At 65.0% G+C, this 21,124-nt stretch carries 15 protein-coding genes; 10 read left to right on the top strand and 5 right to left on the bottom strand.

The window, feature by feature from the left end:
- Positions 1–11: 11 nt before the first annotated feature.
- Complete coding sequence (locus tag AB5S05_RS07485) at positions 12–908, bottom strand: energy transducer TonB (RefSeq protein ID WP_369286875.1); 897 nt, start codon at positions 906–908, stop codon at positions 12–14.
- Between the two features lie 56 nt (positions 909–964).
- On the bottom strand, positions 965–1,927 hold the full coding sequence (gene gshB, locus AB5S05_RS07480) for a glutathione synthase (protein ID WP_369286874.1): 963 nt from the start codon (positions 1,925–1,927) through the stop codon (positions 965–967).
- 238 nt (positions 1,928–2,165) lie between these two features.
- Between gshB and pilG the strand changes: the two genes are divergently transcribed.
- From pilG to AB5S05_RS07440, 8 genes are all read left to right on the top strand, one after another.
- Entirely contained in the window at positions 2,166–2,573 is a 408-nt protein-coding gene (pilG, locus tag AB5S05_RS07475) for a twitching motility response regulator PilG (protein WP_160012893.1), read from the top strand.
- 49 nt (positions 2,574–2,622) lie between these two features.
- Positions 2,623–2,988 carry a twitching motility response regulator PilH gene (gene pilH, locus AB5S05_RS07470; protein ID WP_305653931.1) on the top strand — a complete coding sequence of 122 codons (366 nt, stop codon included), beginning with the start codon at positions 2,623–2,625 and terminating at the stop codon, positions 2,986–2,988.
- Positions 2,989–3,035: 47 nt separating this feature from the next.
- A complete protein-coding gene (locus tag AB5S05_RS07465) occupies positions 3,036–3,572 on the top strand; it encodes a chemotaxis protein CheW (protein ID WP_369286873.1) in 537 nt (178 codons plus the stop codon).
- 84 nt (positions 3,573–3,656) lie between these two features.
- A complete protein-coding gene (locus AB5S05_RS07460; protein WP_369286872.1) occupies positions 3,657–5,705 on the top strand; it encodes a methyl-accepting chemotaxis protein in 2,049 nt (682 codons plus the stop codon).
- A 71-nt stretch (positions 5,706–5,776) separates the two neighbouring features.
- Positions 5,777–6,634, top strand: coding sequence for a CheR family methyltransferase (locus AB5S05_RS07455; RefSeq protein WP_369286871.1), 858 nt, complete (start codon positions 5,777–5,779; stop codon positions 6,632–6,634).
- Between the two features lie 19 nt (positions 6,635–6,653).
- A complete protein-coding gene (locus AB5S05_RS07450; RefSeq protein ID WP_369286870.1) occupies positions 6,654–13,970 on the top strand; it encodes an Hpt domain-containing protein in 7,317 nt (2,438 codons plus the stop codon).
- Positions 13,967–14,986 carry a chemotaxis protein CheB gene (locus tag AB5S05_RS07445; protein WP_369286869.1) on the top strand — a complete coding sequence of 340 codons (1,020 nt, stop codon included), beginning with the start codon at positions 13,967–13,969 and terminating at the stop codon, positions 14,984–14,986. Before AB5S05_RS07450 ends, AB5S05_RS07445 begins: the two co-directional genes overlap by 4 nt.
- A gap of 31 nt (positions 14,987–15,017) precedes the next feature.
- Positions 15,018–15,488 (top strand): chemotaxis protein CheW, encoded by a 471-nt coding sequence (locus tag AB5S05_RS07440; RefSeq protein WP_369286868.1) that lies wholly within the window; start codon positions 15,018–15,020, stop codon positions 15,486–15,488.
- 81 nt (positions 15,489–15,569) lie between these two features.
- Here the strand turns inward: AB5S05_RS07440 and AB5S05_RS07435 are convergent, their stop codons facing one another.
- The 3 genes from AB5S05_RS07435 to AB5S05_RS07425 form a co-directional block, all read right to left on the bottom strand.
- Positions 15,570–17,063, bottom strand: coding sequence for an alanine/glycine:cation symporter family protein (locus AB5S05_RS07435; RefSeq protein WP_369286867.1), 1,494 nt, complete (start codon positions 17,061–17,063; stop codon positions 15,570–15,572).
- Between the two features lie 224 nt (positions 17,064–17,287).
- Positions 17,288–18,010, bottom strand: a complete 723-nt coding sequence (locus AB5S05_RS07430; RefSeq protein WP_369286866.1) for a 16S rRNA (uracil(1498)-N(3))-methyltransferase — start codon at positions 18,008–18,010, stop codon at positions 17,288–17,290.
- Positions 18,011–18,205: 195 nt separating this feature from the next.
- Entirely contained in the window at positions 18,206–19,612 is a 1,407-nt protein-coding gene (locus tag AB5S05_RS07425; RefSeq protein WP_369286865.1) for an adenosylmethionine--8-amino-7-oxononanoate transaminase, read from the bottom strand.
- 280 nt (positions 19,613–19,892) lie between these two features.
- On the opposite strand from AB5S05_RS07425, the gene AB5S05_RS07420 reads away from it, so the two are divergent.
- Both AB5S05_RS07420 and AB5S05_RS07415 read left to right on the top strand, forming a co-directional pair.
- Positions 19,893–20,438: a cytochrome b gene (locus AB5S05_RS07420; protein ID WP_369286864.1), complete on the top strand. Its 546-nt coding sequence runs from the start codon at positions 19,893–19,895 to the stop codon at positions 20,436–20,438.
- Positions 20,439–20,479: 41 nt separating this feature from the next.
- Positions 20,480–21,058, top strand: coding sequence for a YceI family protein (locus AB5S05_RS07415; protein ID WP_369286863.1), 579 nt, complete (start codon positions 20,480–20,482; stop codon positions 21,056–21,058).
- Positions 21,059–21,124: the final 66 nt, after the last annotated feature.

Below are 21,124 nucleotides of genomic sequence, written 5' to 3'. Positions count from 1 at the left end.
TGTACCGTGCGTCAGCGACTCGACAGCCGGTCGCCGCGCTCGAAGCGCCAGGTGCGGATGATTTCCAGGCGGTCGATGTCGGCCAGGTCGCCGGTAAAGGGGGCGAAGGGGGCGGCCAGGCGGACGATGCGCAGGGCCGCCTGGTCGAGCAGGCGCTGGCCGGACGACTCCAGGACCTGCACCTCGTACAGGGTGCCATCGCGGTTGATCGACACCAGCAGGCGCAGGCTGCCATAGATGCCCTGGCGGCGAGCCTCATCCGGGTAGTTGAGGTTGCCGATGCGTTCGACCTTCTTGCGCCACTCGTCCTTGTACCAGGCGCCCTTGTCGCGCATGGTCGAGGCGGCGTTGAGGCGGTGAATCTTCGGACGCTTGGCGTACTGCTGGATATCCTGGGCCAGTTGCGCCTCCAGGCTGGCGATTTCGGCCGACAGCTGCGCGCTGTCGAAGACCGGAGCCGGCGGCGCCTGCGGGGTCGGTTTGGCCTGTTCGCGCCTGATCGGGGTCTTCTGCGTTTGCGGGCTGCGGGTGGCGACGGCCGCTTTCGGTGCTTGCTGCTGGACTGCCGGCGGCTGCGGGGTGGCTGGCGGGGTGATGCGCCTGACCTGGGTGTCCTGGAACAGCGCCTGCTCGGTGGTGGTGGGGGCGGCCTTGTGTTCCAGGGTACCGCTTCCTTGCTGGTTGTCCTGGGCGAGGAAGTCGGCCTGCTTGGGCGCCTGCTCGCTCTTGAAGGTCGAGAGGGTGATTTCCAGGGTCTTGCTGATCTGGCTGGGCTCGGCCAGGCCGAAGCCAAGGCCGAGAATCAGCGCGGCATGCAACGCCGTGGCGAGGAACAGGGTGAACCCCAGGCGATCCGCCGGGCGCACACCGGCGGAGCTGGTTTCGGGGAGGGAGGCGGCTGCGTTCATCGCGCTTCGGCTTGGCTCAGGTTGCGGCGCAGTCTGCCGAGCGGCTGGGCAAAAGTCTATGAAGCACTGCGCGCATTGAGCTTCTCGGCGATCTTGTCCATCAGGTGTTCGCCGATGCGGGTGCCATAGGCCGCATCGATCTCGCGGATGCAGGTCGGGCTGGTCACGTTAATTTCGGTAAGGTGGTCGCCGATCACGTCCAGGCCAACGAACAGCAGTCCCTTCTCGCGCAGGGTCGGGCCCACGGCGGCGGCGATCTCGCAGTCGCGCTCGGTCAGCGGGCGGGCTTCTCCGCGGCCGCCTGCGGCGAGGTTGCCGCGGGTTTCGCCGTGGGCCGGGATGCGCGCCAGGCAAAAGGGCACGGCCGTGCCGTCGATCATCAGGATGCGCTTGTCACCCTCGACGATGGCCGGCAGGTAGCGCTGCGCCATGATCTGCTGGGTGCCATGGGCGGTGAGCGTCTCGAGGATGACGGAGAGGTTGGGGTCGCCTTCGCAGTGGCGAAAGACCGAGGAACCGCCCATGCCATCCAGCGGTTTGAGAATGATGTCACGTTGCGCCTTGGCAAACTCGCGCAGAATGTCGGGTCGGCGGCTGACCAAGGTCGGTGGCGTGTAATGCGGGAACTGCGTGGCAAAGAGTTTCTCGTTGCAGTCGCGCAGGCTTTGTGGGCGGTTGACCACCAGTACCCCAGCCTGCTCGGCTTGTTCCAGCAGGTAGGTGGTGTAGACGAATTCGTTGTCGAAGGGCGGATCCTTGCGCATCAGGATGACGTCGAGGTCGGCCAGGGCGGCGTCTTGTTCCTCGCCCAGTTCGAACCAGCGCTGCGCGTCGTCGAACACCTGAAGGGGGCAGCGGCGGGCGCGAGCCTGGCCGTTGGCCTGATACAGGTCTTTTTGTTCCATATAGAAGAGTGACCAGCCGCGGTCCTGGGCTGCTAGCAGCATGGCCAGCGAGCTGTCCTTCTTGAAGGCGATCCGGTCGATGGGGTCCATGACAATGCCGAGGCGAACGCTCATGGGGAATCTCCGTTGAGGGCAACAGTTTAGGGGTGCAGGAACCAGTGTATGGCCTCAGGGTGGCGCTGGCGCGTCGGGCGGTCAAGGAAAAACCTCGGCCTCCCGGGGCTTATAGCTTGCATGGGTAGAGTGTGCTAAAAAGGCCCGACGATTGGGTTGCAGCCCATCGCTGACTGGGCCTCAGGCGCACCGATAGACCGCAAAAATAATGACTCACCGAGGCGATGGTAGGGCAAACATGGAACAGCATTCCGAGGGTTTGAGGGTAATGGTGATCGACGATTCGAAGACGATTCGTCGCACTGCGGAAACCCTGCTGAAAAAGGTGGGTTGCGAGGTGATCACCGCGGTGGATGGTTTCGATGCCTTGGCAAAGATCGCCGATACCCACCCGAATATCATTTTCGTCGACATCATGATGCCGCGGCTCGATGGTTATCAGACCTGCGCCCTGATCAAGAACAACAGCGCTTTCAAATCCACCCCGGTGATCATGCTGTCCTCCAAGGATGGCTTGTTCGACAAGGCCAAGGGGCGCATCGTCGGCTCCGATCAGTACCTGACCAAGCCCTTCAGCAAAGAAGAGCTGCTCGGCGCGATCAAGGCCCATGTCCCCGACTTCGTTCCGGTGGAACAGGCATCCTGAAGCCTGCGGCAGACCGCCCCAGGCGCCTTCTTATGTATTGGGAAACACCATGGCTCGAATTCTGATTGTTGATGACTCGCCGACCGAAATGTACAAGTTGACCGCCATGCTGGAAAAGCACGGTCACCAGGTGCTCAAGGCGGAAAACGGTGCCGATGGCGTGGCCCTGGCCCGTCAGGAGAAGCCCGATGCGGTGCTGATGGATATCGTCATGCCGGGCCTGAACGGCTTTCAGGCCACCCGCCAGCTGACCAAGGATGCCGATACCAGTCACATCCCGGTGATCATCGTCACTACCAAGGACCAGGAAACCGACAAGGTCTGGGGCAAGCGTCAGGGGGCAAAAGACTATCTGACCAAGCCGGTTGACGAAGCAACCCTGCTGAAAACCCTGAATGCGGTGTTGGCCGGCTGATGCCGTGCCAGTCCGCTAGTAAATAAAACAAGAAGGCCACGGTTGGCATGTCGGACGCGCAGACTCCCTTTCAGCTCCTCATCGAGATCGACCAACGGTGTCGATCACTCGCCGCGGGCCTGCCTTCGCAGCAGGCCGTCGTGCAGACTTGGAGCGGCATCGGCTTTCGCATGGGCGAGCGCTTTTTCGTCGCGCCCATGGGCGAGGTCGGCGAAGTGCTGCACGAGCCGCGACACACCCTGCTGCCCGGGGTCAAGAGCTGGGTCAAGGGCGTGGCGAACGTGCGCGGTCGCCTGTTGCCGGTGATGGACCTGTGCGGCTTCTTCGGCAACGAACTGTCACCGCTGCGCAAGAAACGGCGGGTGCTGGTGGTCGACCATCAGGAAGTCTTCGCCGGCCTGACGGTCGATGAAGTATTCGGCATGCAGCATTTTCCGGTGGACTCCTTTTCCGAGCAGCTGCCGCCGCTCGAAGCGTCCATCGCGCCCTTCATTCACGGCGTCTTTCAACGCGAACATCCCTGGCTGGTGTTCAGCCCTCACGCGCTGGCCCAGCATCAGGAGTTTCTCGATGTCGCGAATTAGCAGTTTATTGGTGGGGTCGGCATTGCCGGCCTTTTGGCGTTACATGGGAACCGTAGTGCGGTCGGTCCAGGCGGGGGCCAGAACATGAAAAAACTCAAAGCAGGCAATCTTTTCGCGGGTACGCGCAGCAGCACGCTGATCGCAGGGCTGTTTATCGTCCTGATCGTTTCCATCGTGCTTTTGTTCGCCAACTTCGCCTACATCAATACTCAGTCCAACTACGACACGGAATACATCAGCCACTCCGGCGAGCTGCGGGTCCTGTCCCAGCGGATCGCCAAAAACGCCAGCGAAGCGGCTGCCGGCACCGCCGCGGCATTCGGCTTGCTGCGCGACGCGCGCAACGATTTCCAGACCCGCTGGGGCTACCTGACCGATGGCAACAGCGCCAGCGGCATGCCGCCGGCGCCCGATGACGTGCAGGCGCAGATGGCCGCCGTGCAGCAGGACTGGGACAGCTTGCGGCAGAACACCGACGCCATTCTCGCCAGCGAACAGACCGTACTGTCCCTGCACCAGGTCGCGGCGACATTGGCCGAAACCATCCCGCAGCTGCAGGTCGAGTACGAAGAAGTCGTCGATATCCTCTTGGAAAGCGGCGCGCCGGCGGCCCAGGTCTCGGTGGCCCAGCGCCAATCGCTGTTGGCCGAGCGTATTCTCGGCTCGGTGAACAAGGTGCTCGCCGGTGACCAGGACTCGGTGCAGGCCGCCGACATGTTCGGCCGCGACGCCAGCCTGTTCGGCCGGGTTCTCAACGCGATGCTCGAAGGCAACGCGGCAATGGAAATCACCGCGGTAACCGACGGCGAAGCACTCGAGCGTCTGGCGGAGATTTCCGAGCTGTTCGAGTTCGTTTCCGGTTCGGTGGACGAGATTCTCGAGACCTCGCCGGAACTGTTCCAGGTGCGCGAATCCGCCAACACCATCTTCACCGTGTCGCAAACCCTGTTGGACAAGGCTTCCGAGCTGGCCACAGGCTTCGAAGACTTGGCCGAAGGCCGTGCCCTGAACGCCCTGTTCGGTTATCTGCTGGGCGCCCTGGCGTTGGGCTCGATCATCCTCATCGGTATCGTCATGGTGCGCGAGACCAACAGTCGCCTGAGCGAGACCGCCGAGAAGAACGAGCGTAACCAGGCGGCGATTCTGCGACTGCTCGATGAGATCGCCGACCTCGCCGACGGTGACCTGACCGTGGCCGCGACCGTGACCGAAGATTTCACCGGCGCCATCGCCGACTCCATCAACTACTCCATCGACCAGCTGCGCGACTTGGTAGCCACCATCAACCTGACCGCCGTTCAGGTAGCCGGTGCCGCCCAGGAAACCCAGGCCACGGCGATGCACCTGGCCGAGGCGTCCGAGCACCAGGCCCAGGAAATCGCCGGCGCCTCTGCCGCGATCAACGAGATGGCCGTGTCGATTGACCAGGTATCGGCCAACGCCAGCGAATCCTCCGCGGTAGCGGAACGTTCGGTAGCCATCGCCAACAAGGGCAACGAGGTGGTGCACAACACCATCACCGGCATGGACAACATCCGTGAGCAGATCCAGGACACCTCGAAGCGGATCAAGCGTCTCGGTGAGTCGTCCCAGGAGATCGGTGACATCGTTAGCCTGATTAACGACATTGCCGACCAGACCAACATCCTCGCACTCAACGCCGCGATCCAGGCCTCCATGGCCGGTGACGCGGGCCGCGGCTTCGCCGTGGTAGCGGACGAAGTACAGCGCCTGGCAGAACGTTCCTCGGCGGCAACCAAGCAAATCGAGGCGCTGGTCAAGACCATTCAGACCGACACCAACGAAGCGGTTATCTCCATGGAGCAGACCACCTCCGAAGTGGTGCGCGGTGCTCGCCTGGCGCAGGACGCGGGGGTCGCGCTGGAAGAGATCGAGAAGGTATCCAAGACCCTTGCGGCCTTGATCCAGAACATCTCCAACGCGGCGCGCCAGCAGGCCTCGTCGGCCGGCCACATCTCCAACACCATGAACGTGATCCAGGAGATCACCTCGCAGACCTCGTCCGGTACCACCGCCACCGCCAAGAGCATTGGTAACCTGGCCAAGATGGCCAGCGAGATGCGTAGGTCGGTATCCGGCTTTACCTTGCCGGAAGCTGGGGAGCAGGCGTAAACGGCGGGCGTGGCGAGCCGGTTTCGTTAGGCAGCCGGCCGCCGCCCAGGATCAGCAGCGAGGTTCTCGACATGCAGTCAGGCGTCTGGGCCTTGCAGCCGGTAGTGGACATGTCCGCCACCGAGTTCCGCGACTGGCAGGTCTTGCTGGAAGATCGCACCGGCGTGGTGATCAGCGAACAACGCCGAGCCTTCCTGCAGACCAACCTGACGGCGCGGATGCGTGAACTGGGCATAGCCGACTATGCCGACTACTTCCGCCAGGTCACCGATGGGCCGCGCGGTGCGGTGGAATGGTCGACCCTGCTGGATCGCCTGACCGTGCAGGAAACCCGCTTTTTTCGCCATCGGGCCTCTTTCGATGTGCTGGAAGCGTACCTGCGTGTTCGCTTGCAGCAAGGGATGACCAGGCCCTGGGAGTTATGGAGCGTGGGCTGCTCCAGTGGCGAGGAGCCGTACTCGCTGGCGATCAGCGCCGCCGAGGTACTGCGCCAGAGCGAGTACCCCGAGTACTTCGGCGTCACGGGCACCGACATCAGCCTCAATGCGTTGAACAAGGCGCGCGCCGGCGAGTATGGCGCGCGCAAGCTGGATCAGATGGATACCGACCTGTGCCAGCGCTATTTCGCCAGGCAGGTCGATGGACGATTCAAGGTAAAAGCGAGCCTGGCGACACGGGTCTGTTGCGCCAAGCTCAATGTGCTGGAACTGGCCAAGGCGCCTATGTCCGGTATGGACGTTATTTTTTGTCAGAACATGTTGATCTATTTTCGTCGCTGGCGTCGCCGCGAGATCCTCAATCGCCTGGCCGAGCGCCTGGCGCCAGGAGGGCTGCTGGTGGTGGGAGTGGGCGAAGTGGTCGGTTGGCAGCACCCGGAGCTTATCCAGGTCGCCGACGAGCGGGTTCTGGCGTTTACCCGCAAGGGATAGGTTTATGAGTGGAGTGGCTATGGGTGATCGGCACGACTATGTCGCCCTGGAATGGGTCAAAGGCGAAATCGCGGAAACCCTGAAGCAGGCGCGCCAGGCCCTGGAGGCGTTCGTCGAGAACCCGCAGGACGCGACGCGCATGCGTTTCTGCCTGACCTATGTGCATCAGGTTCACGGCACTCTGCAGATGGTCGAGTTCTACGGCGCGGCCTTGCTCGCCGAAGAGATGGAGCAGCTGGCCCAGGCGTTGATGGAGGGCCGCGTGACCAACCAGGGCGAGGCCCTGGAAGTGCTGATGCAGGCCATACTGCAGCTGCCGGTGTACCTCGACCGGATCCAGACCGCACGGCGCGATCTGCCGATGGTCGTGCTGCCGCTGCTCAACGACCTGCGTTCGGCCCGCGGCGAGAAGCTGCTGTCGGAAACCAGCCTGTTCTCCCCCGACATGTCCGCGCGCCTGCCGGCGCTGTCGAGCGAGTCCATGGCGCAGTTGCGCGCGAGCGAGTTGCTGCCGCTGCTGCGCAAGCTGCGGCAGATGCTCCAGGTGGCCCTGGTCGGCGTGATTCGCAACCAGGATCTGCCGACTAACCTGGGTTACATGGCGCGGGTGTTCGCGCGCCTCGAAAGCCTGTGCCAGGGGGCGCCGCTGAGCGCCCTGTGGCAGGTCGCCTCGGGCCTGGTCGAAGGCCTGGCCGCCGGCAGCGTGGCCAATGGCAGTTCGGTGCGCACCCTGCTGCGCCAGGTCGACAAGGAGCTCAAGCGCCTGCTCGAGCAGGGCGCCGACGCGGTCAACCGGCCCGCGCCCGACGAACTGATCAAGAACCTGCTGTTCTACGTGGCCAAGGCGCCGGCCCAGACCCCGCGCATCCAAGCCCTGAAGGCCCAGTACCGACTCGACGATGCACTGCCCGACCATGAGGTGGTGGACGAAGAGCGCGCCCGCCTGGCCGGCCCCGACCGCGACGCCATGCGCTCGGTGGTGGCGGCGCTGTGCGAAGAGCTGGTGCGGGTCAAGGACAGTCTCGACCTGTTCGTGCGCAGCGACCGCAACCAGGTGGTCGATCTGGAGGCGCTGCTGCCCCCGCTCAAGCAGATCGCCGATACCCTGGCGGTATTGGGTTTCGCCCAGCCGCGCAAGGTGATCGTCGACCAGCTCGAGGTGGTACGCAGTCTGGCCCTGGGCCAGCGTGAGCCCAACGATGCGGTGCTGATGGATGTCGCCGGTGCGCTGCTTTACGTCGAGGCAACCCTGGCCGGCATGGCTGGGCCGGTGGAAGAGGCGGGGCGTGAGGAAAGCCGCCTGCCGACCACCGACGTGGCGCAAATTCATCAGCTGGTGATCAAGGAAGCGCGCAATGGCCTGGAGCAGGCCAAGGACGCGATCATCGAATTCATCGCCTCGCAATGGAACCATGAGCACCTGGCGCGTGTGCCGGAGCTGTTGACCCAGGTCCGCGGTGGCCTGGCGATGATCCCGCTGGAGCGTGCCGCCGCCTTGCTGAACGCCTGCAATCGCTATATTCAGGAGCAGCTGCTGGCCCGCAAGGCCGTGCCCAATTGGCAGAGCCTGGACACCTTGGCCGATGCGATCACCAGCGTGGAGTACTACCTCGAACGCCTGAGCGAGGATCATGGCAGTCAGGGCGAGCTGATTCTCGATGTGGCCGAGGAGAGCCTGGAAAGTCTGGGCTATCCACTCAAGGAAAAACCCTCGATTCTCGATCGCGTCGAACCCGAGCAAGAGACCGCTGCTCCCCTGGCCGATCCGTTGGACGACCTGCAAGTGCTGGCCGACGAAGCCGTCGAGCCGATCGAGGCGCCAAGCGAGCCCGAGACGCAATGGTCGGCCCTGGAAGCGCTATCCGTCGAAGAACTCACGGGCGAGATTGCCGAGCCGGAGGAGGCCGGCGTCGGTGAGTTGCCGGATGATCTGGGCTACAGCATCGAAACCCTGGACCTGGATGTCGACTCGGCCGGTCTGGAGACGCAGTCCAGCACTGAGGCCGAGCTGCCGAGCCCGCCGGAGCATGAGGCGCCAGCCGATCCCGGCAGTGTGGAAGAGCATCTGCTGGAAGAGTTCAATCTCGACCCGCTGTCCAATCCCGCCGATTGGGACGAGGCCGAGCTGGCGTCGCTGGAATTGCCGGAGGTCGAGCTGCCGACGGCCCAAACGCCCGCCGCCGAGCCTGCGCCAGCAGCCGACAAGCCCCTGTCGATGGCCGATGTGATGGCCGCGCCGGTACAGGCGATCAACCCTCCGGCGCACGACGTCCCGCCGAGTCTGCTGCCGCCGCCGGCCGACGAGGAACCCGTGGATGAGGAGCTGCTGGAGGTCTTTGTCGAGGAAGTTGGCGAGGTCCTGGAGACCATCGCCGAGTATCTGCCGCAATGGTGTGCCGATCCGGCCAACAAGGATGCCCTGATCGAAGTCCGTCGAGCCTTCCACACGCTCAAGGGCAGTGGCCGGATGGTCCGTGCGCTGGTCATCGGCGAGCTGGGCTGGTCGATCGAGAACCTGCTCAACCGGGTGCTCGATCGCAGCATCGAGGGAACCCCCGAGGTGCAGCAGGTGATTGGTGAGGTGGTGGCGCTGATGCCGGAACTGGTCGAAGAGTTTGCCGCCAAGGCCCAGCGCCAGCGCGATGATGTCGACCTCCTGGCCGCGACGGCCCATGCCCTGGCGAAAGGCCAGGCACTCCCAAAAGCTGACGCCCCGGCCGAACAGGCAGCCGAGCCAGTGGGCGCAGTCGAGGCTGCCGAGGTGCCGGGTGACGGCGCCGAAGTGCTGGACCCGCAGCTGCTGGAGATCTTTCGCAACGAGGCGGAAACCCATCTCGATACCCTGGTCGGTTTCCTCGCCGATTGCGCGCAGGAATTGCCCCAGCCGATTACCGACGACTTGCAGCGCGCCCTGCATACGCTCAAGGGCAGCGCCTATATGGCCGGTATCCTGCCGGTGGCGGAGATCGCTGCGCCGCTGGAGAAGATGGTCAAGGAGTTCAAGAGCAACCTGATCCAGATGGATCTGGCCGAAGCCGAACTGTTGAGCGGCGCCGAGAAGCTGTTCCGCCTCGGTCTGGAGCAGCTGGAAAGTCAGCCCCTGGCACCCTTGCCGGGCGCAGCCGAGTTCCTTGAACGGGTGCAGCAGTTGCACCAGGAGCGCCTGTCGTCCGCGCAGAGCGGACGACAGGGTGAGCCGGGTGAAGGCCGTGACCCGCAGCTGATCAGTATCTTCCTGGCCGAGGGCATGGACATCCTGCTGGATGCCGAAGACTTGCTGCGGCGCTGGCGCGAGCACCCGAGCGAGCGGCAGGAGCTGAGTGCCCTGCTGGACGAGCTGACCACCCTGGGTCGTGGCGCGGAAATGGCCGAACTACCGCAGATCGATGAGCTGTGCGAGGCCTTGCTCGATCTCTATGGTGCCGTCGAGGAAGGCAGCCTGGCCGTCAGCGAGCGGTTCTTCAGCGAAGCCGAGCAGGCCCATGAGGCCCTTATCGGCATGATGGATCAGGTCGCCGCCGGCCTGCAGGTCAGTGCCCAGCCCGAGCGGGTCAAGGCATTACGCAGCCTGCTTGGCGAGGCGCTGGACCCGAACACTCTGGCCCTGCTGTCCAGCGAGGGTGGTCAGGGTATGGAAATCGTCGAACTGGATGCGGCGACCGCGGCGCTCGAGCGCTCGCGCTGGGCGCTCGAGGCCGACGGCGAAGTCGCCACCGAAGTCGACGTGCAGGTCGATCAGGATGAGTCCAGCGACCAGGGGCGTACCCCGGCGGCTGGTCCGTCGAGCGATCATCAGGCGCTCGATGGGGAAATGGTAGAGATCTTCCTCGAAGAGGCGGTAGATATCCTGGAAAGCGCCGGCCAGGCGTTGGAGCGCTGGTCGGCCGATCCGGACAACAAGGCCGCGCTGTCGTCCCTGCAGCGGGACCTGCACACGCTCAAGGGCGGCGCGCGAATGGCCGCGATTCGACCCATTGGCGACCTTGCCCACGAGCTGGAGTCGTTGTATGAAGGCCTGGCGGATCGACGCTACAGCTACTCGCCAGGGCTGGCCGGCCTGCTGCAGCGCAGCCACGATGAACTGGCACTGGAACTCGAGCAGCTGCAAGGCGGGGGCGAGCTGCAGGTGCCCACGGCACTGATAGCTGCCATTCGCGAATTCCGCCAGGGCGGCCAGCCGAGCTTGCCCGTGGCGCAGGCCCCGGCCGAGACTGAAGCCGAAGCCGAAGCCGAAGCCGAAGCCGAAGCCGAAGCCGAAGCCGAAGCCGAAGCCGAAGCCGAAGCCGAAGCCGAAGCCGAAGCCGAAGCCGAAGCCGAAGCCGAAGCTGATGTAGAACCGGACATGAATCTGCAGGCAGGCGAGCAGCAGGCGCTGGTCGAGCCCGATGAACCGGGCACGAACGAGAGCCCTGCAGCGCTCCTGTCCGAGCTGCCGGCTGAGCCGGAAGAACCGCAAGAGGCGGCGCCTGCCGTAGCCGACGAGCGCGACGCCGAGTTGGTGGAGATTTTCCTCGAGGAGGGTTTCGACATCATCGACAGCGCCGGTGCAGCCCTGCAGCGCTGGATGGACGACGTTGACAACAGTCTCGAGCTGGAGTCCCTGCAGCGAGACCTGCACACCCTCAAGGGCGGCGCGCGGATGGCGGAGATCCGTGAGATCGGCGATCTCGCCCATGAGCTGGAGTTCCTCTACGAGGGGTTGGGTGATGGCCGTCTGCGCGCCAGCCCGGCCTTGTTCCAGTTGCTTCAGGCTTGCCATGACCGGCTGGCCGAGATGCTCGAGGCGGTCAAACAGCGGCGCCCGGTGCCCGATGGCGCGGCCTTGATCGAGGCGATCAAGGGCTTTCGGAGCAACCCCGACGAGCAGCTGAGCATGCCGTCGGCCGTGCAGCTCAAGATTGCCGCTGCCGAAGAGGACGAAGACGAGGCCGAGACCGACATTCTCGACATCTTCCTGGAAGAGGCCGATGACCTGCTCGAGGCGATGGAAACCAGCATTGGTCGGTTCGAGGACCACCCCGAGCAGGGGGGCGCCATCGACGACATGCTGCGCATCCTGCATACCCTCAAGGGCGGCGCGCGCCTGGCCGGGCAGAAGCGCCTGGGTGATCTGAGTCATGACCTGGAGCAGCACCTGACCGAGGCCCAGCAGCAGGGCGCGCCCTGGCCGGAGAGCCTGTTCCTTGACGTCCAGTCCGGCTTCGAGGGCCTGCAGAAAGAACTCGACCAGCTGCGTCAGCGTCTGTTGCAGAGCCAGGTACCGGAGACGGCCCCGGCAGCCGACAGCGAACCGGCTGCCCTTCCGGCGGTTAATCTGTCCACGCCGATCATGGCGGCCAGCCCGATGCCGGCCCAGGAGCTGGTGACCAAGGTACTGCCTTTCGTGCGCCGCGCCGAACAGGCCGCCCAGGATGCCGCCGCACGGCGGGCGCCGCAGGAGCTGGTCAAGGTGCCCGCCGAGTTGCTCGAAGGCCTGGTCAACCTGGCGGGGGAGACCTCGATCTTCCGTGGTCGGGTCGAGCAGCAAGTCAGTGACTTCGGCTTCACCCTGAACGAGATGGAAGCGACCATCGACCGGGTCCGCGACCAGTTGCGCCGCCTGGATATCGAAACCCAGGCGCAGATCCTCAGCCGCTACCAGGCCGAGGCCGAGCGCGCCGGCTACGAAGATTTCGACCCGCTGGAGATGGACCGCCATTCGCAACTGCAGCAGCTCTCGCGCGCGCTGTTCGAATCAGCTTCCGACCTGCTCGACCTCAAGGAAACCCTGGCAACCCGCAACCGCGACGCCGAAACCCTGCTGCTGCAGCAGGCGCGGGTCAATACGGAACTGCAGGAAGGCCTGATGCGCACCCGCATGGTGCCCTTCGACCGCCTGGTGCCGCGCTTGCGCCGCATCGTCCGGCAGGTGGCCGGCGAGCTGGGCAAACAGGTCGAATTCGTCGTCGGCAACGCCGAAGGAGAAATGGACCGCACGGTGCTCGAGCGCATAGTCGCGCCCCTGGAGCATATGCTGCGCAATGCCGTCGACCATGGCATCGAGGCCGCCGAAGTGCGCCGCGCTGCGGGCAAGCCGGCGCAGGGCCATATCCGCCTGAACCTGGGCCGCGAGGGCGGCGACATCGTCCTCACCCTGGCCGACGATGGCGGTGGCATCAAGCTGGACGCCGTGCGCCGCAAGGCCATCGAGCGCGGCATGATGGACGAGCAGTCGGACCTGACCGACCACGAGATTCTCCAGTTCATCCTCGAGGCCGGGTTCTCCACGGCGGAGAAGGTCACCCAGATTTCCGGGCGTGGCGTCGGCATGGACGTGGTGCATTCCGAGGTCAAGCAGCTCGGTGGCTCCATGAGCATCGACTCGACGCCTGGAGAAGGTACCCGCTTCACCATTCGCCTGCCGTTTACGGTATCGGTCAACCGGGCGCTGATGGTGCTGTCCGGCGAAGACCTCTACGCCATCCCGCTGAATACCATCGAGGGTATCGTGCGGGTATCGCCCTACGAGCTGGAGGCCTACTACGCCCCGGATGCGCCGCGTTTCGAGTATGCCGGGCAGGCCTACGAGCTGCGTTACCTGGGCGACCTGTTGAACAACGGCCAGCAACCCAAGCTGGTCGGGCAGAGCCTGCCGTTGCCGGTCATCCTGGTGCGCTCCAACGAACACGCGGTGGCCGTCCAGGTCGACTCGCTGGCCGGTTCGCGGGAAATCGTGGTGAAGAGCCTCGGCCCGCAATTCGCCGGGGTGCACGGTATTTCCGGCGCGACCATCCTCGGCGATGGCCGGGTGGTGGTGATCCTCGACCTGCTGGCGACCATTCGCGTCCTGCATGCCCACCTGCTCACCCAGCAGCAGCCGCGTCTGGCCGTGCGGGCGCCGAGCGTCGAGGAAATCGAGGCCGATCGTCCGACCCTGGTCATGGTGGTGGACGACTCGGTGACCGTGCGCAAGGTCACCAGTCGCCTGCTCGAGCGCAACGGCATGAACGTGCTCACCGCCAAGGACGGGGTGGATGCCATCGCCCAGTTGCAGGAGCGCAAGCCCGACATCATGTTGCTGGATATCGAGATGCCACGCATGGACGGCTTCGAGGTGGCGACCCTGGTGCGCCATGACGAGCGCCTCAAGGACCTGCCGATCATCATGATCACCTCGCGTACCGGCGAGAAGCACCGTGAGCGCGCGTTGGCCCTCGGGGTCAACGAGTACCTCGGCAAACCCTATCAGGAGTCGCTGCTGCTCGAACGTATCGCGCAACTCGTGGACCGCCACCCGGTGGACCGCCACCCAGTGCAGGACCACTCGACGGATCGCCCTTCGGATAAACCGACATGATGGAAAAAGCAGCGGCACGCATCGCGGTCATCGCCGACACCTCGCTGCAGCGCCATGTGCTGCAGCAGGCCCTGGTCGGCAGCGGCTACCAGGTGGTACTCAACAGCGACCCGGCGCGATTGGATGAGGAGGCCCTGGCGGCCTGCGAGACCGACCTGTGGCTGGTCGACCTGGCCCAGTCCGAGGATTCGCCCCTGGTCGACAGCCTGCTGGAGCGGACCTCGGCGCCGGTGCTGTTCGGCGAGGGCCACGCGCCGGAGCGCCACTCGGAAAACTACCCGCGCTGGGAGCGGCGGCTGTTCGGCAAGCTGAAGAAGCTGGTCGGCGACCCCTCGCAGGCGGTCGGGCCCAGCCTCGAGGCCCTGCTGGCCGAGGCGCAGCGCCCCGCGCGCCTGGATTTGCCGCAAGTATTGGCCGATACCCCGCTGGTGGCGGGCGAGCCCGCTCGCCAGGTGTGGCTGTTGGCCGCGTCCCTGGGCGGGCCGGCGGCGGTCAAGGCATTCCTCGATGCTTTGCCGGGCGGACTGCCCATCGGCTTTGTCTATGCCCAGCACATCGATCCCGGTTTCGAGGCGGCCCTGCCGCAAGCGGTTGGCCGGCACAGCCAGTGGCAGGTCAACGCGGCGCGCCACGGCGACCCGGTGCGCTGCGGCGAGGTCGTGGTGGCGCCGATCAGCCGCGAGCTGGGCTTCAGTGACGAAGGTCAGATGCAGATCGCCGAGCGTGCCTGGCCGGAACCCTACAGCCCGTCCATCGACCAGATGATGCTCAATCTGGCCCAGCATTTCGCCGGTCTCTGCGGGGTGATTGCCTTCAGCGGCATGGGCAGTGACGGCAGCGCCGCCGCTGCCTATGTGAAGCGCCAGGGCGGCGAGATCTGGACCCAGCGCAGCGACAGCTGCGCCTGTTCGAGCATGCCGGACGGCTTGCGCGAAGGGGGCTACAGCAGCCTCAGTGCCGATCCGCGGGAGCTGGCCGAGGCCCTGGTCAAGCACCTGGCCGAGCAGTGCAGTTAACCAGGGGCAAGGCCCCGCATAGGACATTTTGATGAGCCAAGCCATAGCCACTACCACTAGCGTCGACAGCTTGACCGGCCTGCTGGTGCCGTTGGCCGATCGCACCCTGTTGCTGCCCAACGTGGCGGTCGCCGAGCTGATTCCCTATCGGGCACCGCAGGTGTCTGCGGGGATGCCGGCCTGGTTTCTGGGGCAGATCCCCTGGCGCGATCTGCAGCTGCCGTTGCTGTCCTTCGAGGCGGCTTCCGGGGCTCAGGCCAAGGTCGCTGCCGGTGCCCGGGTGGCGGTGATCAACGCCCTCGGCGGTCGGCCCCAGGTCAAGTTCATCGCCTTGCTGGTGCAGGGCATTCCGCGTTCGGTCAAGGTGGGCGCCGACCTGGCGCGCGCCGATGCGGCACTGGCGCCTCTGGAACTGGATGCGGTGAGTCTCGGCGAGAATGTGCTGAAGATTCCCGACCTGATCGGTCTGGAGCAGAAGCTTGCGGATGCCGGCCTGATCTAACGAGCGCGGCACGAAAAAGCCCCGCCTGCCGAACGACCCGATCAGGGGCATCCGGCAGGCGGGGCTTTTGCTTTCAGCCGGTTAGCGGCTGGATTCGAGCGACGCGCCGACCAGCGGCTTGTCGGCGGTCGCCGGCTCGCTCACGGCCTGCTTGCCGGTCCAGTAGTCGGCATTCTTGATACCGAGCTTCTCCGGGTCGAACACAGGGTCCAGGCCCTGCTTCTTCTGCGCCTCGTAGTCCTTCAGGCAGGTGTAGGCGATCTTGTGCATCAGGATGATGGCGCCGATGTTCAGCCAGGCCATCAGGCCCACACCCAGGTCGCCCAGGTCCCAGGCCAGGGACGCGCTGCGCACGGTGCCGTATACGGTGGCGGCGATGATGCCGAACTTCAGCAGCAGGGTCAGCCAGGGGCGATGGACCTTGCGGTTGATGAAGGCGATGTTGGTTTCGGCGATGTAGTAGTAGGCCAGGATGGTGGTGAAGGCGAAGAAGAACAGGGCCACGGCGACGAAGGCGTTGCCGAAGCCCGGCATCATGTTCTCCATGGCGGTCTGCACGTAGCCCGGGCCTGCGGCGACGCCGGCGATGCCGGTGAACAGCGCGCTACCATCGGCGGCCTGCACGTTGTACTGACCGGTAATCAGCAGCATGAAGGCGGTGGCGGAGCAGACGAACAGGGTGTCGATGTAGACCGAGAAGCCCTGCACCAGGCCCTGCTTGGCCGGATGGCTGACGGCCGCGGCCGAAGAGGCGTGCGGGCCGGTGCCCTGGCCGGCTTCGTTGGAGTAGACGCCGCGCTTGACGCCCCACTGGATGGCCATGCCGAGAATGGCGCCGAAGCCCGCTTCCATGCCGAAGGCGCTCTTGAAGATCAGCGCGATCACGTCAGGCAGCTGGGTGATGTTCAGCAGGATGATGACCATCGCCACCAGGATGTAGCCCAGGGCCATGAAGGGCACCACCACCTGGGTGAAGTGGGCGATGCGCTTGACGCCACCGAAGATGATCAGGCCGATCATCACGGCGAGGATGGCCGCGGTGGTGTTGGGATCGATGCCGAAGGCAGTGTTGACGCTGGAGGCGATCGAGTTGGCCTGTACGCCCGGCAGCAGCAGGCCGCAGGCAAATACGGTGACGACCGCGAAGATCCAGGCGTACCACTTCATGCCCAGGCCCTTCTCGATGAAGAAGGCCGGGCCGCCGCGGTGCTGACCGTCGATGTCTTCCTTGTAGACCTGGCCCAGGGTGGATTCGACGAAGGCCGAGCTGGCGCCGAGGAAGGCGACCATCCACATCCAGAACACCGCGCCCGGGCCGCCGAAGGTGATGGCGGTGGCCACGCCGGCGATGTTGCCGGTACCCACGCGCCCGGCGAGGGTCATGGTCAGAGCCTGGAAGGAGGTGATGCCGTGCTCATCGGTGCGCCCGGTAAACATCAGCTTGATCATTTCTTTGAAGTGACGGACCTGCAGGAAGCGTCCGCGAAGGGAAAAGTACAGACCGACGCCCAGGCACAGGTAAATCAGTGCCGGGCTCCAGACCAGTCCGTTGAGGGTCGAGACCAGTTCGTTCATAGGGTGCTCCTTGTGCCTCGGGCTTGCAGTGGCATTCCTTATGGGAATGCATGGCGCCCTGGCGGATTGTTATTGGAGAGAGGTTCGGCATGGTGGCTGCCGGCCTCGGCAAGAGCGAAATGCGGGTTGGACCGCGGCTCGCTTTTGGCGTGCAGAGGATGCCAGAGCAGGGCGGCCTTGCCACCCCGAAAAATCACATCTTGTTACATCCAGGCGACAGCGACTTACGAAAAGTCGCCCCAGAGCTGCTGGGCCACCGCCAGGGCCACCACTGGTGCGGTTTCGGTGCGCAATACTCGCGGCCCGAGGCGGGCGGCCTGGAAGCCAGCGGCCTTGGCCAGCTCGACTTCGCTCTCGCTCAGGCCGCCCTCGGGGCCGATCAGAAAGGCCAGGGTCTGCGGCTTGGCGTGACTGGTCAGTGGCGCGGCCTGCGGATGCAGGACCAGCTTCAGCTCGGCCTGCACCGACGCTTGCCATTCGGCCAGGGTCAGCGGCGCATGGATCAGCGGCAGGACCGAGCGTCCGCACTGTTCGCAGGCACTGATCGCCACCTGGCGCCAGTGGGCCAGGCGCTTGTCGGCGCGCTCGTCCTTCAGGCGCACCTCGCAGCGCTCGGAGGCAATCGGGGTGATCTCCGCCACGCCCAGTTCGCTGGCCTTCTGGATCGCCCAGTCCATTCGTTCGCCGCGCGACAGGCCCTGGCCCAGGTGCACGCGCAGCGGCGATTCGGCCTGGCCGGCCAGTTGTTCGCGCAGCTCGACCCGCACGCTTTTCTTGCCGACCTCGATCAGCTCGCCGCGGTACTCCTGGCCGCTGCCATCGAACAGCTGCACCTGGTCGCCGACACTTCGGCGCAGCACGCGGCCAATGTAGTGGGCCTGGGCCTCCGGCAGCTGGTGCTGGCCGAGGGTGAGGGGGGCATCGATAAAGAAGCGGGATAGGCGCATGAGGGAGCGAACCTGGAGCAAAGGCGCAAATTCTAGCCGTAGGCTGCGGCGTGTGCACCGCTATCAGAAGGCTGGATCAGGCTTTATCGATGCGCCGGGCGTTGGCCAGGGTTGGCCGAGGCGCTTTTCATCCACCGCAACAGCGCAATGCTGGATGGAGGAGGCGCCATCCACCCGACGTATCTGCCAGCCAATTCAGCCCGGGTCGCGAAAGCCCGGGTACTGGGTGTTGCCCAGGGCTACGCTGACCGACTCGCGGGTGGCGATGTCGATGCCTTCGCTGGCCACCTCGGCAAGAAAATCGATCTGCTCCTCGCTGATCACGTAGGGCGGCAGGAAATACACCACGCTTCCCAGCGGGCGCAGCAGTGCGCCGCGCTCGAGGGCGTGCTGGTAGACCTTGAGGCCGCGGCGCTCCTGCCAGGGGTAGGCGGTCTTGCTCGCCTTGTCCTGGACCATCTCGATGGCCAGGGCCATGCCGGTCTGGCGCACCTCGGCGACGTGCGGGTGATCGGCCAGGTGCGCGGTGGCACTGGCCATGCGCGCGGCCAGCCGCTTGTTGGCCTCGATCACCTTGTCCTGCTCGAAGATATCCAGGGTTGCCAGGGCCGCCGCGCAGGCCAGCGGGTTGCCGGTATAGCTGTGCGAGTGAAGGAAGGCGCGCAGGCTCGAGTAGTCGTCGTAGAAGGCCTGGTAGACCTGGTCGGTGGTCAGGCAGGCGGCCAGCGGCAGGTAGCCGCCGGTCAGCGCCTTGGACAGGCAGAGGAAGTCCGGGCGGATGCCGGCCTGTTCGCAGGCGAACATCGTTCCGGTGCGGCCGAAGCCGACGGCGATCTCGTCGAGGATCAGGTGCACGCCGTAGCGGTCGCAGGCCTCGCGCAGCAGCTCGAGGTAGACCGGGTGGTACATGCGCATGCCGCCGGCGCCCTGGATCAGCGGCTCGACGATGACCGCGGCGACCTCCTGATGGTGCTCGGCCAGGCACTGCTCCATGTGGGCGAACATGGCCCGCGAATGCGCCTCCCAGCTCATGCCCTCGGGGCGGTAGTAGCAATCCGGGCTGGGAACCTTGAGGGTGTCGAGCAGCAGTGCCTTGTAGGTGTCGGTGAACAGGGCGACATCGCCGACCGACATCGCCGCCACCGTTTCGCCGTGGTAGCTGTTGGACAGGGTGACGAAGCGTTTCTTCGCCGGCTGGCCGACGTTGAGCCAGTAGTGGAAGCTCATCTTCAGCGCGACCTCGATGCACGAGGAACCGTTGTCGGCATAGAACACCCGATCCAGGCCGGCAGGAGTCAGCTTGACCAGGCGCTCGGACAGCTCGACCACCGGCGCATGACTGAAGCCGGCGAGGATCACGTGCTCCAGTTGGTCGACCTGGTCCTTGATGCGCTGGTTGATGCGCGGGTTGGCATGGCCGAACACGTTGACCCACCAGGAGCTGACGGCGTCGAGATAGCGCTTGCCGTCGAAATCTTCCAGCCAGACGCCGGAGCCGGAGCGGATCGGCACCAGGGGCAATTGCTCGTGGTCTTTCATCTGGGTGCAGGGGTGCCAGAGTACAGCCAGGTCACGCTGCATCCAGTGGTCATTCAGGCTCATCGAAACGCTCTCCCAATCATCTGCGGCAAGCCTATCAGATGTGTCCGTGGTGTGGGCCCGTAGCGCGGGGGGGGCTGTGCTGCTGCCGCCGGTGCCGTGCCGGTGGCCGTCGAGCCCCGGGGCGGTGAACTTGTGGTCCGGGTTTCGGACTAATACCGGTTGGGCGCAGGGTCGCTGGAACGCATCGTATTTCCCGATGTTTCATAGCGAAATTTTCTGCTTTTCATCGATAGGCTTGTTGTTAGTCTTGCCTCCATCAATTTTCATGGAACGCTTCCGCATGCAGTGGCGCAACTCCCCCAGCGGCTATGGTCTGGTCAGTATGTTCTTGCACTGGTTGGTGGCGGCCACGGTGTTCGGCCTGTTCGGCCTGGGCTACTGGATGGTCGGCCTCGACTACTACAGCAGCTGGTACAAGGCCGCACCCGACCTGCACAAGAGCATCGGCCTGCTGCTGCTCGCCGTGATGCTCGGGCGCATGCTCTGGCGTCGCCTCAGTCCGCCGCCGGCGAGCCTGCCCAACCATGGGCGGATGACTCGCCTGGGTAGCCGCCTGGGCCACGCCTTCCTCTACCTCGGCCTGCTGCTGCTGATGCTCTCCGGCTACCTGATCTCGACCGCCGAAGGGCGTGGCATCGAGGTGTTCGGCCTGTTCGAGGTGCCGGCGACCCTCAGCGGAGTCGTCGGCCAGGAGGACATCGCCGGGCTGGTGCACAAGTACCTGGCCTGGACCCTGGTCGTCTTCGCCGTCATCCACGCCCTGGCGGCCCTCAAGCACCACTTCATCGATCGTGACCGCACCCTGCTGCGCATGCTCGGACGCTGAAGCGCCGCCGCGAATTGCTCACCCTCACTAGGAGAATCCCCATGCTGAAGAAAACCCTCGTCGCCCTGAGCCTCGGCGCCGCCCTGTTCGGCGCCGGTCAGGCCCTGGCGGCCGACTACGCCATCGACAAGCAGGGCCAGCACGCCTTCGTCAACTTCAAGATCAGCCACCTGGGCTACAGCTGGTTGTATGGCACCTTCAAGGACTTCGACGGCAGCTTCAGCTTCGACGAGAAGAATCCCGAGGCCAGCCAAGTCAAGGTGACCCTGAATACCGCCAGCGTCGATACCAACAACGCCGAGCGTGACAAGCACCTGCGCAGCGGTGACTTCCTCAACGTCAGCCAGCACCCGACCGCGACCTTCGCCTCGACTGCGGTCAAGTCGACGGGTGCCGGTACCGCCGATATCAGCGGCAACCTGACGCTCAATGGCGTGACCAAGCCGGTGGTCATCGCCGCCAGCTTCGTCGGCCAGGGCGACGATCCCTGGGGTGGCTACCGCGCCGGCTTCGAGGGCAGCACCACGCTCAAGCTCAAGGATTTCGATATCCAGAAAGACCTCGGCCCGGCTTCGCAGGAAGTGCAGCTGATCATCTCGGTGGAAGGCGTGCGCCAGTAAACTCCTGAACCTGTTAAACGACAACGCCGCCCATTGGGCGGCGTTGTCGTTTATGGCTGCTACGGC

Origin of the sequence: Pseudomonas zhanjiangensis (genome assembly GCF_041027545.1) — a bacterium.
Taxonomy (GTDB): Bacteria; Pseudomonadota; Gammaproteobacteria; order Pseudomonadales; family Pseudomonadaceae; genus Aquipseudomonas; species Aquipseudomonas zhanjiangensis.
This window is presented reverse-complemented; position numbering and strand designations above follow the sequence as displayed.